Origin of the sequence: Enterobacter sp. EC_50 (genome assembly GCF_019584525.1) — a bacterium.
Classification (GTDB): domain Bacteria; phylum Pseudomonadota; class Gammaproteobacteria; order Enterobacterales; family Enterobacteriaceae; genus Enterobacter; species Enterobacter roggenkampii.
The window spans coordinates 63,290-78,293 of sequence record NZ_VDAF01000016.1; the positions used below are offsets into that span (position 1 = coordinate 63,290).

The 15,004-nt window shown below is 55.9% G+C and carries 15 protein-coding genes; 12 read left to right on the forward strand and 3 right to left on the reverse strand.

Going from position 1 to position 15,004, the window contains the following annotated elements:
* Window positions 1-67: 67 nt before the first annotated feature.
* Window positions 68-556: an N-acetyltransferase gene (gene yhhY / locus FHC48_RS14595; RefSeq protein WP_045335146.1), complete on the reverse strand. Its 489-nt coding sequence runs from the start codon at window positions 554-556 to the stop codon at window positions 68-70.
* 256 nt (window positions 557-812) lie between these two features.
* Between yhhY and FHC48_RS14600 the strand changes: the two genes are divergently transcribed.
* The 5 genes from FHC48_RS14600 to gntU all read left to right on the forward strand — a co-directional run bounded on the left by FHC48_RS14600 (window position 813) and on the right by gntU (window position 5,764).
* A complete protein-coding gene (locus FHC48_RS14600) occupies window positions 813-1,850 on the forward strand; it encodes an oxidoreductase (RefSeq protein WP_059363905.1) in 1,038 nt (345 codons plus the stop codon).
* Window positions 1,851-1,973: 123 nt separating this feature from the next.
* On the forward strand, window positions 1,974-2,669 hold the full coding sequence (locus FHC48_RS14605) for a pirin family protein (protein ID WP_008503360.1): 696 nt from the start codon (window positions 1,974-1,976) through the stop codon (window positions 2,667-2,669).
* Between the two features lie 101 nt (window positions 2,670-2,770).
* Window positions 2,771-3,766, forward strand: coding sequence for a gluconate operon transcriptional repressor GntR (gene gntR, locus FHC48_RS14610; RefSeq protein ID WP_021242747.1), 996 nt, complete (start codon window positions 2,771-2,773; stop codon window positions 3,764-3,766).
* A 126-nt stretch (window positions 3,767-3,892) separates the two neighbouring features.
* Entirely contained in the window at window positions 3,893-4,420 is a 528-nt protein-coding gene (gene gntK / locus FHC48_RS14615) for a gluconokinase (protein ID WP_008503362.1), read from the forward strand.
* A gap of 3 nt (window positions 4,421-4,423) precedes the next feature.
* Window positions 4,424-5,764 (forward strand): gluconate transporter, encoded by a 1,341-nt coding sequence (gene gntU, locus FHC48_RS14620; protein WP_059363907.1) that lies wholly within the window; start codon window positions 4,424-4,426, stop codon window positions 5,762-5,764.
* A gap of 102 nt (window positions 5,765-5,866) precedes the next feature.
* On the opposite strand, the gene plsB is transcribed toward gntU, so the two are convergent.
* A complete protein-coding gene (gene plsB / locus FHC48_RS14625) occupies window positions 5,867-8,287 on the reverse strand; it encodes a glycerol-3-phosphate 1-O-acyltransferase PlsB (RefSeq protein WP_021242749.1) in 2,421 nt (806 codons plus the stop codon).
* A gap of 154 nt (window positions 8,288-8,441) precedes the next feature.
* On the opposite strand from plsB, the gene FHC48_RS14630 reads away from it, so the two are divergent.
* From FHC48_RS14630 to FHC48_RS14645, 4 genes are all read left to right on the forward strand, one after another.
* Window positions 8,442-8,810 carry a diacylglycerol kinase gene (locus FHC48_RS14630; protein WP_021242750.1) on the forward strand — a complete coding sequence of 123 codons (369 nt, stop codon included), beginning with the start codon at window positions 8,442-8,444 and terminating at the stop codon, window positions 8,808-8,810.
* A gap of 108 nt (window positions 8,811-8,918) precedes the next feature.
* Window positions 8,919-9,527: a transcriptional repressor LexA gene (gene lexA / locus FHC48_RS14635; protein ID WP_059363909.1), complete on the forward strand. Its 609-nt coding sequence runs from the start codon at window positions 8,919-8,921 to the stop codon at window positions 9,525-9,527.
* Window positions 9,528-9,590: 63 nt separating this feature from the next.
* On the forward strand, window positions 9,591-10,928 hold the full coding sequence (gene dinF, locus FHC48_RS14640) for an MATE family efflux transporter DinF (RefSeq protein WP_059363911.1): 1,338 nt from the start codon (window positions 9,591-9,593) through the stop codon (window positions 10,926-10,928).
* A 120-nt stretch (window positions 10,929-11,048) separates the two neighbouring features.
* Complete coding sequence (locus FHC48_RS14645; protein ID WP_014830284.1) at window positions 11,049-11,258, forward strand: CsbD family protein; 210 nt, start codon at window positions 11,049-11,051, stop codon at window positions 11,256-11,258.
* A gap of 69 nt (window positions 11,259-11,327) precedes the next feature.
* Here the strand turns inward: FHC48_RS14645 and zur are convergent, their stop codons facing one another.
* Window positions 11,328-11,840, reverse strand: coding sequence for a zinc uptake transcriptional repressor Zur (gene zur / locus FHC48_RS14650; RefSeq protein WP_008503369.1), 513 nt, complete (start codon window positions 11,838-11,840; stop codon window positions 11,328-11,330).
* 114 nt (window positions 11,841-11,954) lie between these two features.
* On the opposite strand from zur, the gene FHC48_RS14655 reads away from it, so the two are divergent.
* The 3 genes from FHC48_RS14655 (at window position 11,955) to dusA (ending at window position 15,003) form a co-directional block, all read left to right on the forward strand.
* The gene (locus FHC48_RS14655) at window positions 11,955-12,443 is read left to right on the forward strand and encodes a cupin domain-containing protein (RefSeq protein ID WP_008503370.1); all 489 of its coding nucleotides are present in this window, start codon (window positions 11,955-11,957) and stop codon (window positions 12,441-12,443) included.
* Between the two features lie 222 nt (window positions 12,444-12,665).
* The gene (locus tag FHC48_RS14660; RefSeq protein WP_023293523.1) at window positions 12,666-13,925 is read left to right on the forward strand and encodes a conjugal transfer protein TraF; all 1,260 of its coding nucleotides are present in this window, start codon (window positions 12,666-12,668) and stop codon (window positions 13,923-13,925) included.
* Window positions 13,926-14,007: 82 nt separating this feature from the next.
* Window positions 14,008-15,003, forward strand: a complete 996-nt coding sequence (dusA, locus tag FHC48_RS14665; RefSeq protein ID WP_059363913.1) for a tRNA dihydrouridine(20/20a) synthase DusA — start codon at window positions 14,008-14,010, stop codon at window positions 15,001-15,003.
* The last annotated feature ends 1 nt before the right edge of the window (window position 15,004 follow it).

Sequence of the window (15,004 nt, forward strand, 5' to 3'; positions counted from 1 at the left end):
GCGCTTACCGGGCCTACAACTGCACGAACGTAGGCCGGGTAAGGCGAAGCCGCCACCCGGCAAATCACTACTTCATTCTCGCCATATAATACGCATCCACATACTCGCCGTTGCGCAGGGCATAGCGCTTGCCGGTGCCTTCAATTTCGAACCCGTGTTTTTTGTACACCGCAATCGCCGGTTCGTTATCGACAAACACCGTCAGCTCAATGCGGTCAACGCGCAGCCAGTTATCGCACATATCAATCATGGTGCGCATCAGCGCGCTGGCAACGCCCCGGTTTTGCCACTGCGCGCCAACACAAATCCCAAAATCAGCCACATGGCTGCGGCGTGGGCGTTGCGCGACGGCGATGCACAGATGCCCAGCGACATGACCGTCTACACAGGCGACCAGTTGCTTAATGCCGGGCTGGTCGGTGAGTCGTTCTTGCCACATTTGCTCAGACGGATGAGGAACCTGTAGTGTGTTGTGGTACACCTCCGGTTGGGCGTGGATCTGACGAATGGCGTCATAATCTTTCGGTTCCGCATGGCGTATCACTATCTCACTCATTCCTTGTTCCTCAGTCAGTTAAAAGGCCCTTCCAACATCGATGACTTTAAAATTTGAGTCAACCGCTATTTTTTGCAAAAAGTATTGGACAAGTGCGAATGAGAATGATTATTATTGCTCTGCATTCAGGAAGACCGCTACGGGAACCTGAAAGCACGACATTGCTCACATTGCTTCCAGTATTACTTTAGCCAGCTTTTAGCTGGCTTTTTTTTTGTTATGGTTAGACTCAGTAACCTTCCAAAAGGACTGAGCCATGACACTACACTGTGCATTTATTGGATTTGGTAAAAGCACCACCCGCTATCACCTGCCGTATGTCCTCAACCGTAAAGATACCTGGCATGTGGCCCATATCTACCGCCGCCGCGCGAAGCCGGAGGAGCAGTCTCCGCAGTACTCCCACATCCATTTCACCAGCGATCTCGATGAGGTGCTTAACGATCCGCAGGTCACGCTGGTGGTTGTCTGCACCCACGCCGACAGCCATTTTGACTATGCGAAACGCGCGCTCAATGCGGGTAAAAACGTGCTGGTAGAAAAGCCGTTCACCCCGACCATCGCCGAAGCGAAAGCGCTGTTCGCGCTGGCGAAAAGTAAAGGCCTGACCGTCACGCCGTACCAGAACCGTCGCTTTGACAGCTGCTTCCTGACGGCAAAAAAAGCGATTGAAAGCGGCAAGCTCGGCGACATTGTGGAGATAGAAAGCCACTTCGATTACTACCGTCCGGTGGCGGAAACCCAACCCGGACTGCCGCAGGATGGTTCATTCTATGGTCTGGGGGTGCATACCATGGACCAGATCATCTCCCTGTTTGGCCGCCCGGACCACGTGGCGTATGACATTCGCAGCCTGCGCAATAAAGCCAACCCGGACGATACCTTCGAAGCCCAGCTTTTCTACGGCGACCTGAAGGCCATCGTCAAAACCAGCCACCTGGTGAAGATCGACTACCCGAAATTTATCGTTCACGGCACTAAAGGTTCGTTTATCAAATACGGTATCGACCAGCAGGAGACCAGCCTGAAGGCCAATATCATGCCGGGTGAACCAGGCTTTGCCGCGGACGATTCCGTGGGCGTGCTGGAGTATGTGAACGACGAGGGCGTGACGGTCAAAGAAACGCTGAAGCCGGAAACCGGCGACTATGGCCGCGTCTATGATGCGCTGTTTGAGACCCTCACAAACGGCACGGCGAATTACGTCAAGGAATCTGACGTTCTGACCAACCTCGAAATCCTTGAGCGGGCCTTCGAACAGGCCTCTCCTGCCACGGTAACCCTCGCAAAATAAGCAAAAACGGCTCCTCTGCACTTGTTCACAATTTTTGAACAGAGGAGTCAATTTTCACCCCCTATGATCCCAGGCCGTTTGCGTCCACACTTACTCCATCGAAACGAACTGAGGGTGAAAACAATGATCTACTTACGCAAAGCAAACGAACGTGGTCACGCGAATCATGGCTGGCTGGACTCATGGCATTCATTCTCGTTTGCCGACTACTACGACCCGAACTTCATGGGCTTCTCCGCACTGCGCGTGATTAACGACGACGTGATTGATGCAGGCCAGGGCTTTGGTACCCACCCGCACAAAGACATGGAAATCCTGACCTATGTGCTGGAAGGCGCGGTTGAGCACCAGGACAGCATGGGCAACAAAGAGCAGGTTCCGGCGGGCGAGTTCCAGATTATGAGCGCGGGTACCGGGGTGCGTCACTCTGAGTACAACCCAAGCAAAACGGAAAAACTGCACCTGTATCAAATCTGGATCATTCCAGAAGAGACCGGCATCACGCCGCGCTACGAGCAGCGCCGCTTCGACGCCAAACAGGGTAAACAGCTGGTGCTCTCCCCGGATGCGCGTGAAGGTTCCCTGAAAGTGCATCAGGATATGGAGCTGTACCGCTGGGCGCTGGCGAAAGATGAACAGTCCGTGCATCAGATTGCCGCTAACCGCCGCGTCTGGATCCAGGTGGTGAAAGGGGAGGTGTCCATCAACGGCACCAAAGCGACAACCGCCGATGGTCTGGCCATCTGGGATGAGCAGGCGATCTCCGTGCATGCCGACAGCGAAAGCGAAATTCTGCTGTTTGACCTGCCGCCGGTGTAATAAAACATAAATAAATCCCCATCCTTCCCTTTGACAGGGGAAGGATGGGCTTTGTCCGTGGTAAACTGAGCAAATCTCTCACTTCAAGATTTCTCAGGACGATGAAAAAGAAACGCCCCGTACTTCAGGATGTCGCCGATCGCGTCGGTGTGACCAAAATGACGGTCAGCCGTTTTTTACGTAACCCGGAACAGGTTTCCGTGGCGTTACGTGGCAAGATTGCCGCTGCCCTTGATGAACTGGGTTATATCCCCAACCGTGCACCCGATATTCTCTCGAATGCGACCAGCCGCGCGGTGGGCGTTCTGCTTCCTTCTTTGACCAACCAGGTTTTCGCCGAAGTATTACGTGGAATTGAAAGCGTCACCGATGCGTTTGGCTACCAGACCATGCTCGCCCACTACGGGTACAAGCCGGAACTCGAAGAGGAACGTCTTGAATCGATGCTTTCCTGGAACATTGACGGCCTGATTTTAACCGAACGAACCCACACTGCCCGCACGCTCAAAATGATTGAAGTGGCCGGTATTCCGGTCGTGGAGCTGATGGACAGCCAGTCGCCGTGCCTCGACATCGCCGTCGGCTTTGATAACTTCGAAGCGGCGCGCCAGATGACGGCGGCCATTATCGCCCGCGGGCATCGTCATATCGCCTATCTGGGTGCGCGTCTTGATGAACGTACTATCATCAAACAGAAGGGATACGAGCAGGCGATGCTCGACGCGAACTTAACCCCGTACAGCGTGATGGTGGAGCAGTCCTCTTCCTATACGTCGGGTATTGAGCTGATGCGTCAGGCGCGACGCGAGTATCCGCAACTGGACGGTATTTTCTGTACCAACGATGACCTTGCGGTCGGCGCAGCGTTTGAGTGCCAGCGTCTGGGGCTGAAGATCCCTGATGATATGGCGATCGCCGGTTTCCACGGCCATGACATCGGTCAGGTGATGGAGCCGCGTCTGGCGAGCGTCCTGACGCCGCGTGAACGTATGGGCCGCATTGGCGCAGAACGCCTGCTGGCGCGCATTCGTGGCGAGACGGTTACGCCGAAAATGTTAGATTTAGGTTTCACCTTGTCACCGGGTGGATCTATTTGAACTGACAAATTTGAAGTAGCTCACACTTATTCACTTCGCGCACGTTTGGATATTGCTTCTCTTTTGCCCCGGCAGGACAATGTTACCGATAACTGTTACCCGTAACAATTGACTGAGGGACACCCTTTGAGCACGACTAATCACGATCACCACGTCTACGTCCTGATGGGCGTTTCCGGTAGCGGGAAATCAGCCGTGGCCAGCGAAGTGGCGCATCAACTCCAGGCTGCGTTTCTTGATGGCGACTTCCTCCATCCGCGCAGCAACATCATGAAAATGGCCTCCGGCGAGCCGCTGAACGACGACGACCGCAAACCGTGGTTGCAGGCGCTGAACGACGCCGCGTTCGCGATGCAGCGCACCAATAAAGTCTCCCTGATCGTCTGCTCCGCGCTGAAAAAAACCTACCGCGATCTGCTGCGTGACGGCAATCCGAACCTCTCTTTCATCTACCTGAAAGGGGATTTCGAGGTGATTGAAAGCCGCCTGAAGGCGCGTAAAGGTCACTTCTTCAAAACCCAGATGCTGGTGACGCAGTTTGAAGCGCTGCAGGAGCCGGGTGAAGACGAAAAAGACGTCTTAGTGGTTGATATCGATCAGTCACTGGAGGGGGTTGTTGCCAGCACCATCGAGGTCATTAATAAAAGGCAGTAAGTTTTGAGTACATTAACGCTAGTTTTGACAGCAGTAGGTTCAGTATTGCTGCTGCTGTTTTTAGTGATGAAGGCGCGCATGCACGCCTTTGTTGCTTTGATGGTGGTTTCTATTGGTGCTGGTCTCTTTTCCGGTATGCCGCTCGACAAGATCGCCGCGACAATGGAAAAAGGGATGGGCGGTACGCTGGGCTTCCTGGCGATTGTGGTCGCCCTTGGCGCCATGTTTGGCAAGATTTTGCACGAGACGGGCGCGGTCGACCAGATTGCCGTCAAGATGCTGAAATCCTTTGGCCACAGCCGTGCGCATTACGCGATTGGTCTGGCAGGGCTGATTTGCGCGCTGCCGCTGTTCTTCGAAGTGGCCGTTGTGCTGCTGATAAGCGTCGCCTTCTCCATGGCGCGCCATACCGGCACTAACCTCGTGAAGCTGGTCATTCCGCTGTTTGCGGGCGTGGCGGCAGCCGCAGCGTTTCTGCTGCCGGGGCCTGCCCCGATGCTGCTGGCTTCCCAGATGCACGCCGACTTTGGCTGGATGATCCTGATTGGCCTGTGCGCGGCAATCCCCGGGATGATTATTGCCGGTCCGCTGTGGGGCAACTTCATCAGCCGTTACGTTGAGCTGCACATTCCGGACGACATTACCGAGCCGCACCTGGGCGAGGGCAAAATGCCATCCTTCGGCTTCAGCCTGTCGCTGATCCTGCTGCCTCTGGTGCTGGTGGGCCTGAAAACCATCGCCGCGCGCTTTGTGCCGTTCGGTTCTACCGCCTACGAATGGTTTGAGTTCATTGGTCATCCGTTCACGGCGATCCTGGTGGCGTGCCTGGTGGCGATTTACGGCCTGGCGATGCGTCAGGGGATGCCAAAAGACCGGGTGATGGAGATCTGCGGTGCGGCGCTGCAGCCTGCGGGGATTATCCTGCTGGTGATCGGTGCAGGCGGCGTGTTCAAGCAGGTGCTGGTGGATTCCGGCGTGGGCCCGGCTCTGGGCGAAGCGCTGACCGGGATGGGCTTGCCGATTGCGGTCACCTGCTTTGTGCTGGCTGCGGCGGTGCGTATCATCCAGGGTTCCGCCACCGTGGCGTGTTTAACCGCCGTGGGTCTGGTGATGCCGGTGATTGAACAGCTGAACTACTCCGGTGCCCAGATGGCCGCGCTCTCTATCTGTATCGCGGGCGGTTCGATTGTGGTCTCTCACGTTAACGACGCCGGCTTCTGGCTGTTCGGTAAGTTTACCGGTGCCACCGAAGCGCAAACCCTGAAAACCTGGACGCTGATGGAAACTATCCTCGGCACGACGGGTGCAATTGTCGGGATGATTGCCTTTACGCTGCTCAGCTAAATGCAATGATTTAACAAGGCAAAAAAAGGCCCGGTAGCGTCAGCGCTTACCGGGCCTTTTTATTATCCAGAGCGTCAGGCCGGGCCATAACCCGGCATTGTGTTACTCGCCCTGCGTGGCGCTCTCAATCGTCAAGCGCACGTCCGAGGTAATCAGCTCTGCCAGCATCTGGTACACCTTCAGCGTCTCTTCCGGCTCGGCATCACCCGTATCGCTGATGAAGCCTTCATCGCGCAGCGTCAGCACCAGGGAACTGAAGACCGCTTTGTCGAAGAATTCAGGGGCGTTAATGCCGTGCAGAACGGACAGGCGCTGGGCCAGCGTCCGGCTCTCTTTCTCCAGCGTACCGCGGTTGATGGACGGGTTCGCGCTCAGCAGCCAGAACGTGATGGCGTAGCGCTGCAGCGTTTCGCGCGCACCGGCCGCCAGCAGTTGCAGGGTGCGGGAGCGTGACGGATTGATGTGCAGCTCGTCGTTGTTCAGGGTAATCAGCCCCTGGCGACGCATCTCTTCCGTCATCTTATCCAGTTCTGTCGCCAGCTCATCCTTACTCCAGCGCAGGAACAGCTCCGCTTTCAGCATCGGATAGATGGTCTCAAGATGGCGCAAAAGCTCCTGACGGGAGATATGACGATGCTGGGTAATAATGGCGGCCATGAGCGACGGCAGCATCAGCATATGCGTGATGTTGTTGCGGTAGTAGGTCATCAGCACCGCCTGCTCGCGCGGCAGAATGATGATGTCGCCGATCGTGTCCTTCTCCACTTCAAACTTGTTCATCTGCAACGCGTGATCGATAAGTTCACTGGCGGTTGCAGAAGGCACGGTCGAGTCAACCGAATACGGCACGTTACGCATCATATCCAGATAGCAATCCAGCTGCTCCGTGAGCTGTTCACGGGTCAGGGAACGCTGACGTGAAGCCAGAAGTGCCGTACAGCACAGGTTCATGGCGTTAGCCGCACCGGCGTTGTTAATGCGCACCATCAGCTCGGACGCGATGCCGTTAACCGTTGGCGTTAACCAGGCCGGACGCACCGCTTCGATAGGATCGATGGACTCGCGCCATTCCGGCACATGATGGTTCAGGTAGGTCATCAGCGGCATCGGCTCGCCGAAGTTCACGTAGCCCTGACCGAGATTACGCAGCTTGCTCAAGCCGCGCAGCATCTGCGGCAGGCTCTCTTTCTCTTTGGTCGCGCCACGCAGCTCTTTCGCGTACGTGCCCACTTCCATCACGTGCTCGTAGCCAATGTAAATTGGCACCAGCGTGATCGGACGGGTACCGCCGCGCAGCATGGCCTGGATGGTCATCGACAGCGTGCCGGTCTTCGGATCGAGCAGACGACCGGTACGGGAACGGCCGCCCTCCACGAAGTATTCCACGGAATAGCCGCGGCTGAACAGCTCGCCCAGATACTCGCGGAACACGGTGGAGTAGAGCTTGTTGCCCTTGAAGGTACGACGAATAAAGAACGCGCCCAGGCGGCGGAAAATCGGGCCCGCGGGCCAGAAGTTCAGGTTGATACCGGCTGCGATGTGCGGTGGCACCAGCCCCTGGTGATAGAGCACGTAGGAAAGGAGCAGGTAGTCCATGTGGCTGCGGTGGCAGGGGACATAGACAATCTCATGGCCATCGTGCGCCAGCTGACGCACGCGCTCGGCGTTATGGACGTTGATGCCCTGATACAGGCGGTTCCAGGTAAAGCCGAGAATACGATCGGACAGGCGAATCATCTCGTAAGAGAAGTTCGCTGCGATCTCTTCCATCAGCGCAATGGCGTTCTGCTGAGCTTTCTCATGCGAAATTTTCTTGCTGCGCGCTTCATCTTCAACGGCGCGGGCAATCGCTTTTGAAGCCAATAGCTTGTTGAACAGGTCCTGACGCGCCGGGAGGCGTGGCCCTACGGCCGCCAGGCGCTGACGGGCGAAGTGCATACGCGCCACGCGCGCCAGTTTTTGCGCGATGATCTTGTCGGTGCCGTGCTCGTCCGCCATGCGACGCAGCGAAACGGACGGGGAGAAACGCACGAAGCTGTCGCGTCCCAGCCAGGAGACCGCGAAGAACTTCTGGATGCCGTTAAGCATGCGCAGCGGCGGATTCTCTTCGCCTTTTTCACGACCCGGACGACGACCAAACATCACCGATACCGGCACCATCTGCACATCCAGATCGGGGTTGCTGCGGTGCAGGTCGAGATAGTCATGGAACAGCTTGATGGACTCTTCTTTCGGCGTGTAATAGGTAAACACGCGCGGCCCGCCGTGGATGAAGACGTAGCGCGGCAGCAGCGTACCGTCAACTTCCAGCGGTTCAAGCGGGTCAGGTAAGTCATGCGCCAGACACTGGGCGCGAAGCGTCAGTAAGTCTGCCTTCGAGTTATAAGGCAAAACGTACATAATAGGGCGCGACGTATCGAGCCCCAGTTCCAGCGCGGGTTCTGCTGGGATAGACTTGCTTTTTACCAGGATGCTTAATGGTAAATTAAGTAATTTGTAGTAAATTCGTGGCCAGCCGGACATAAACGATGTAAAGCCTCTGGTTAATAATGCAATTGCGGCGCAAGGATAACAGAAAGCGCGCAAAATTTCTGTTGTTACCCGTCATACTTCAGGCTGTAGCGAAACGCGCTCCGCCTCATGTTAATGACGCTCTTTTTTAAAAAAGGTTCTTTTAATGGCCAATAATACCACTGGGTTAACGCGTATCATCAAAGCCGCCGGCTATTCATGGAAAGGTTTCCGTGCCGCATGGGTCAACGAAGCCGCTTTTCGCCAGGAGGGTGTCGCCGCAATCATCGCGGTGATCGTTGCCTGTTTCCTTGATGTTGATGCGATTACCCGCGTACTGCTTATCGGTTCCGTACTTCTGGTGATGATAGTGGAAATTCTTAATAGCGCTATTGAGGCCGTTGTTGATCGCATTGGTTCCGATTTCCATGAGCTTTCAGGCCGTGCAAAAGACATGGGCTCTGCTGCCGTGTTGCTGGCGATTATCACTGCCGTTATCACCTGGGTCACCCTGCTTTGGTCACATTTCCGATGAGCCTCGAGGAATAATTAAGTCCCTGGTTTTTTGTGCAGTTTTTGGTTCCAAAATCGCCTTTGACTGTATATACTCACAGCATAACTGTATATACACCCAGGGGGCGGAATGAAAGCGTTAACGACCAGGCAGCAAGAGGTGTTTGATCTCATTCGGGATCATATCGGCCAGACGGGTATGCCACCCACGCGTGCGGAAATCGCGCAGCGTCTGGGCTTCCGTTCTCCGAATGCTGCCGAGGAACACCTGAAAGCGCTGGCGCGTAAGGGTGTGATTGAGATTGTGTCAGGCGCGTCGCGTGGTATCCGCCTGCTGGTGGAAGAAGAGACGGGCATTCCGCTGATAGGCCGCGTTGCTGCAGGTGAGCCGCTGCTGGCACAACAGCATATTGAAGGTCACTACCAGGTCGATCCCGGCATGTTCAAACCGAGCGCTGATTTCCTGCTGCGCGTCAGTGGCATGTCGATGAAAGACATCGGCATTCTTGATGGCGATCTGCTTGCGGTGCATAAAACCCAGGACGTGCGAAACGGCCAGGTCGTGGTCGCACGCATTGATGACGAAGTGACCGTTAAGCGTATGAAAAAGCAGGGTAACACTGTTCAGTTGCTGCCCGAAAACAGCGAGTTCACCCCGATTGTGGTCGACCTCCGCGAACAGAGCTTCTCTATTGAAGGTCTGGCGGTAGGCGTGATTCGCAACGGTGAATGGCTGTAATCTCTTCCTGACAGGCTATGGCACCGCTGTAGCCTGATTCATTCCCCACTCCCGGTATCTTTCATGTCACTGCTGACGGCATCCGATAAGGCATTGTGGCGTCTTGCTCTGCCGATGATTTTCTCCAATATTACCGTGCCCTTGCTGGGGCTGGTTGATACTGCCGTTATAGGCCATCTTGATTCACCGGTTTATCTTGGCGGCGTGGCGATTGGCGCGACGGCAACCAGCTTCCTGTTTATGCTGCTGCTCTTTTTGCGCATGAGTACCACCGGTCTTACCGCACAGGCTTATGGCGCGAAAGATCCGCTGCGTCTGGCGCGCGCACTGGTGCAGCCGCTGATCCTCGCGCTTGGCGCGGGTGCGTTAATCGTTGTATTGCGGGCCCCCCTGATCGATCTTGCGCTTCATATTGTCGGTGGTAGCGAAGCGGTACTGGCGCAGGCGCGACGGTTCCTGGAAATTCGCTGGCTCAGCGCACCCGCCTCGCTGGCAAATCTGGTTCTGCTGGGGTGGCTACTGGGCGTGCAGTACGCCCGTGCGCCCGTGATTTTGCTGGTGGTGGGTAACCTGCTCAACATTGTTCTGGACGTCTGGCTGGTCATGGGTCTGCATATGAACGTGCGGGGCGCGGCGCTGGCGACGGCGATTGCCGAATACGGGACCTTTATCATTGGCTTGTGGATGGTCCGGCGTGTGCTGGCCATGCGCGGGATCTCCCTGGCGCTGCTCAAAACCGCATGGCGCGGCAATATCCGTAAGCTGCTGGCGCTCAACCGTGACATCATGCTGCGCTCGCTTCTTCTTCAGCTCTGCTTTGGTGCGCTGACGGTTTTCGGGGCTCGACTGGGGCCGGAAATCGTTGCGGTGAATGCGGTATTGATGACGCTTCTGACCTTTACCGCCTATGCGCTGGACGGTTTTGCCTACGCGGTTGAAGCGCATTCCGGGCAGGCGTACGGGGCGCGCGAAAGCGGGCAGCTACGGGAGGTCTGGCGGGCTGCCTGCCGTCAGTCGGGGCTGGTGGCGCTGGCCTTTGGTCTGGTTTACGCCTGCTTCGGTGAGCAGATCGTTGCATTGCTTACCTCTCTCCCTGCGCTGCGCGAGCTGGCGAGCCACTATCTCATCTGGCAGGTCGTCTTACCGGTGGTTGGCGTCTGGTGTTATCTGCTGGACGGCATGTTTATTGGGGCGACGCGCGGAGCCGAAATGCGCAACAGTATGGCTGTCGCGGCGGCCGGATTTGGCCTGACGCTCCTGACGCTCCCCTGGCTGGGGAATCATGGTTTATGGCTGGCCCTGGCCGTCTTCCTCTCGTTGCGCGGATTATCGCTGGCGTTTATCTGGCACCGACACTGGCAAAACAATACCTGGTTTCCCTCGCGCTCCGATATATCGTGACGGTTAAAGATTCCGAATATGAAATTAACCACGGAATCCTTAACTACAATAATTATCACGTCCAGCAGAAAAGAACGTAACGGACGTTACGACCCGACGCTTAACGAAGAGGACACGATGATGAATAAAGACGAAATCGGCGGCAACTGGAAGCAGTTCAAAGGTAAAGCGAAAGAACAGTGGGGTAAGCTGACGGATGACGACATGACCGTCATCGAAGGTAAACGCGATCAGCTTGTCGGCAAAATCCAGGAGCGTTACGGCTACGCAAAAGACCAGGCGGAAAAAGAAGTGGGCGACTGGGAAAAACGCAACGACTACCGCTGGTAACCGGGCTACACCCGAAAGTACAAGGAAGTACACCCTGAGGGCGGCCATGAGCCGCCTTTTCTTTTGCCGCTAACGCGGCTTTTTCTTCACCAGGATAGAGTGGTCGTGCTGACACGCGTCCTGATGGCGACAGGCTTCCACCTCCACGCACGCGGAACAGAGCCCGTGCGCTTCAATCACGTTATGACGCAGGGCAAAGCCCATTTTCGCTGCCAGCGTATGCATAATATCTTCCACGCCTTCCGCAGCCTCTTCTTTCACCACGCCGCAGCGGTCACAGATAAACATCGCCGATGTGTGGGTGGGCTGATCGAACAGATGGCATAGCACATAGCTGTTGGTGGATTCCACCTTGTGCACGAACCCTTGTTCAAGCAGGAAATCCAGCGCGCGATAGACCGTCGGCGGCTTTGCCTGCGGCTCGCTTTCGCGGAGCAGATCCAGAAGATCGTAGGCGCTGATGGCACCCTGCTGCAGGCTCATCAGACGTAATACTTCAAGGCGCTGCGGAGTCAGGCGCACATTGCGTTGCGCACACAGCTTTTCGGCCTGCGCTAACAGCTCTTTTGTGGACTTATCCATGTAGCACCCCGGATGTTATAGGACGGAAAACCTTCACTTTATCATGTTCTGCTAAAAACACCGAGATCCGCCAGTCTGTGCTATACCTGACCCATCGAAAACGGGAGAACCAGAATGAAAAGACCTGACTGCATTCGACACTGGCGCGACGTGGAAGGCGCGGATGACTCGACCTACCCCGACAGCGATGAGCTGTTTTCCATTGGTGCTCCGCTGGCTCGCAAGCTTGGGCTCGGGCGTATTGGCATCCATCATGAGCGCCTCCCGCCTGGGCGCAGAACGTCCTATCCGCATGCGGAGAGCGACGAAGAAGAGTTTGTTTACGTGCTCGAAGGCTACCCTGAAGCCTGGATTAACGGCTACTTGTGGAAGCTGGAGCCTGGCGACAGCGTAGGCTTTCCCGCCGGAACCGGCATCTGTCATACCTTTATCAACAACACGGACGATGAGGTTCGGCTCCTGGTCGTTGGCGAGGCCAACAAGAAGCACAACCGCATCTACTACCCGCTCAACCCCGTGTATGCCGCCACGCGGGAAGATCGCTGGGTAGATCATCCCCCGCAGTTTTTTGGACCGCATGATGGAAAACCTGGGAAAAAATAATTTCCTCTTCTATAAATATTGAGGGCCGTCACAAAATATAACAGGCCGTAAGGGAGTTTTACTTAGGGAAAGAAATAGCGGGTCTTTTACTACTTATTCACAGCAATAGTTCGTTCCTGTTTGGGTGATAACAGACAGGGGTTATTTCATAACAGACTATAACGGGCATACTGTGAAAAAAATTTTAAATTTTCGGTGGTTAGCATTGCTGTCTCCTTGTTTATGGCAAATCAGGCGGGAGCAGCCAATACCTGGACAGAATCACGCAGCGACGCAATGGGTGGCACCGGCGTGGCTTCGGGAAGCTATGGTAGTGGGGCGTTAATCAACCCCGCGCTGCTGGCAAAGGCAAAACCGGACGATGATGTGACGGTCATATTGCCTTCGGTTGGCGCGCAAATCACGGATGAAGACAATCTTCAGGACGAGATTGATAACATCAACGACAAAATTAATCACTACAAGGATGTGGTTGATAATCTCACGCCACGAGAAATTATCACCAATCCATTAGGTTCCATTAATCAATTCCAGGGCGCGGCCAAAGATCTGGCCGATGAGCTGGACTATCTCAAAGGCAAAACCGCACGCGCAACGGCAGGGGCAGGGCTTGCGGTGAGTATCCCTAACGATGTCCTTTCGGTAGCCTTCATGGCGAAAGGCTATGCCCATGGCCGGGTGAGCTCGTCTATCGATCAGCAAGATATTGATTACCTTCGCCGTATTCAACGAAGCAATGTCGTGGCTGCCGGTGTCGCGCTGGACGCTGCGCTGAATGGTACGGATCAGATCACCAAAAACCTCAACTCAACGGCATCCGGCCGGGCGGCGATAGTCTCCGATTACGGTGTTGCTGTTGCCCGTCAGTTCGATCTGGGTGGCGTCCCGGTTTCCGTGGGGGTTACGCCAAAACTGCAAAAAACCTGGGTCTATAACTACACCACGTCAATCTACGATTACGACAGTAACAAGTGGAACGACAGCCGCTACCGCACTGACGATACGGGCTTCAACGTGGATGCCGGTATTGCGGCCGATTTCGGCGAACACTGGACCGTGGGCGTGAGCGGACAAAACCTGATGTCGCGTGATATCGACACCAAAGACATCCGTATTCGCAACGGCCGTACGGGAGAAGTGGTGAGCTATAAAGACACCTATCAGATCCGTCCGCTGGTGACCGCCGGTGCTGCCTGGCACAACGACCTGGTGACGCTGACCGCCGATGGCGATCTGACCGAAACCAAAGGCTTCAAGAGCGAAGATACATCGCAGTACGTGGGTGTCGGTGCCGAGGTGACGCCGCTGAGCTGGCTGGCGGTGCGTGCGGGTTATCGTGCCGACGTGAAGGGTAACGACAGCAATGTCTTTACCGGCGGTGTCGGTTTCGCGCCGTTTAGCACCGTGCATGTTGACCTGATGGGCCTGTACGGTGAAGACGAAACCTGGGGCGCAGGGGCTCAGCTGAGCATGACGTTCTAAAGTCCACCGGAGGCGCTGCGCCTCCGGCTTTTCTTTGTGCTATAGTAGCGCCCCTTTTCCACCAGATGCTTAAAACTTCGCCATGTCGTCAGAATTACAGACCGTTTTCCCTGCACACCGTTTTTCCATTGCGCCAATGCTCGACTGGACGGACAGACACTGCCGCTATTTCCTGCGCCAGCTCTCCCGCCGTACGCTGCTGTACACCGAAATGGTGACCACAGGCGCAATCATTCACGGCAAGGGCGACTATCTGGCCTATAGCGAAGAAGAGCATCCGGTTGCCCTGCAGCTGGGCGGCAGCGATCCGGCCGCCCTGGCGCAGTGCGCGAAGCTGGCTGAAGCGCGCGGCTACGACGAGATCAACCTCAACGTTGGCTGCCCGTCCGATCGCGTGCAAAACGGCATGTTCGGCGCCTGCCTGATGGGGAACGCGCAGCTGGTGGCGGACTGTATCAAGGCGATGCGTGACGTCGTTTCCATTCCGGTGACGGTCAAAACCCGTATCGGGATTGACGACCAGGACAGCTACGAATTCCTGTGCGATTTCATCAATACGGTCTCCGGCAAGGGCGAATGCGAGATGTTCATCATCCATGCGCGAAAAGCCTGGCTCTCCGGCCTGAGCCCGAAAGAGAACCGTGAAATCCCGCCGCTGGACTACCCGCGCGTGTATCAGCTGAAGCGTGACTTCCCTCACCTGACCATGTCCATTAACGGCGGCATCAAGTCGCTGGAAGAGGCAAAAGCGCATCTTGAACATATGGATGGGGTGATGGTCGGGCGCGAGGCGTATCAGAACCCGGGCATTCTGGCGACGGTCGATCGCGAAATCTTTGGCATCGAAGGTGCAGACACCGATCCGGTTGGCGTGGTGCGTGCGATGTATCCTTACATTGAGCGCGAGCTGAGCAACGGTACGTATCTCGGCCATATCACTCGCCATATGCTTGGGCTGTTCCAGGGCATTCCGGGCGCGCGTCAGTGGCGTCGCTACCTGAGTGAAAACGCGCATAAAGCCGGTGCCGATATTGAGGTGCTGGAACATGCGTTGCGCCTGGTGGCGGACAAGCGATAAC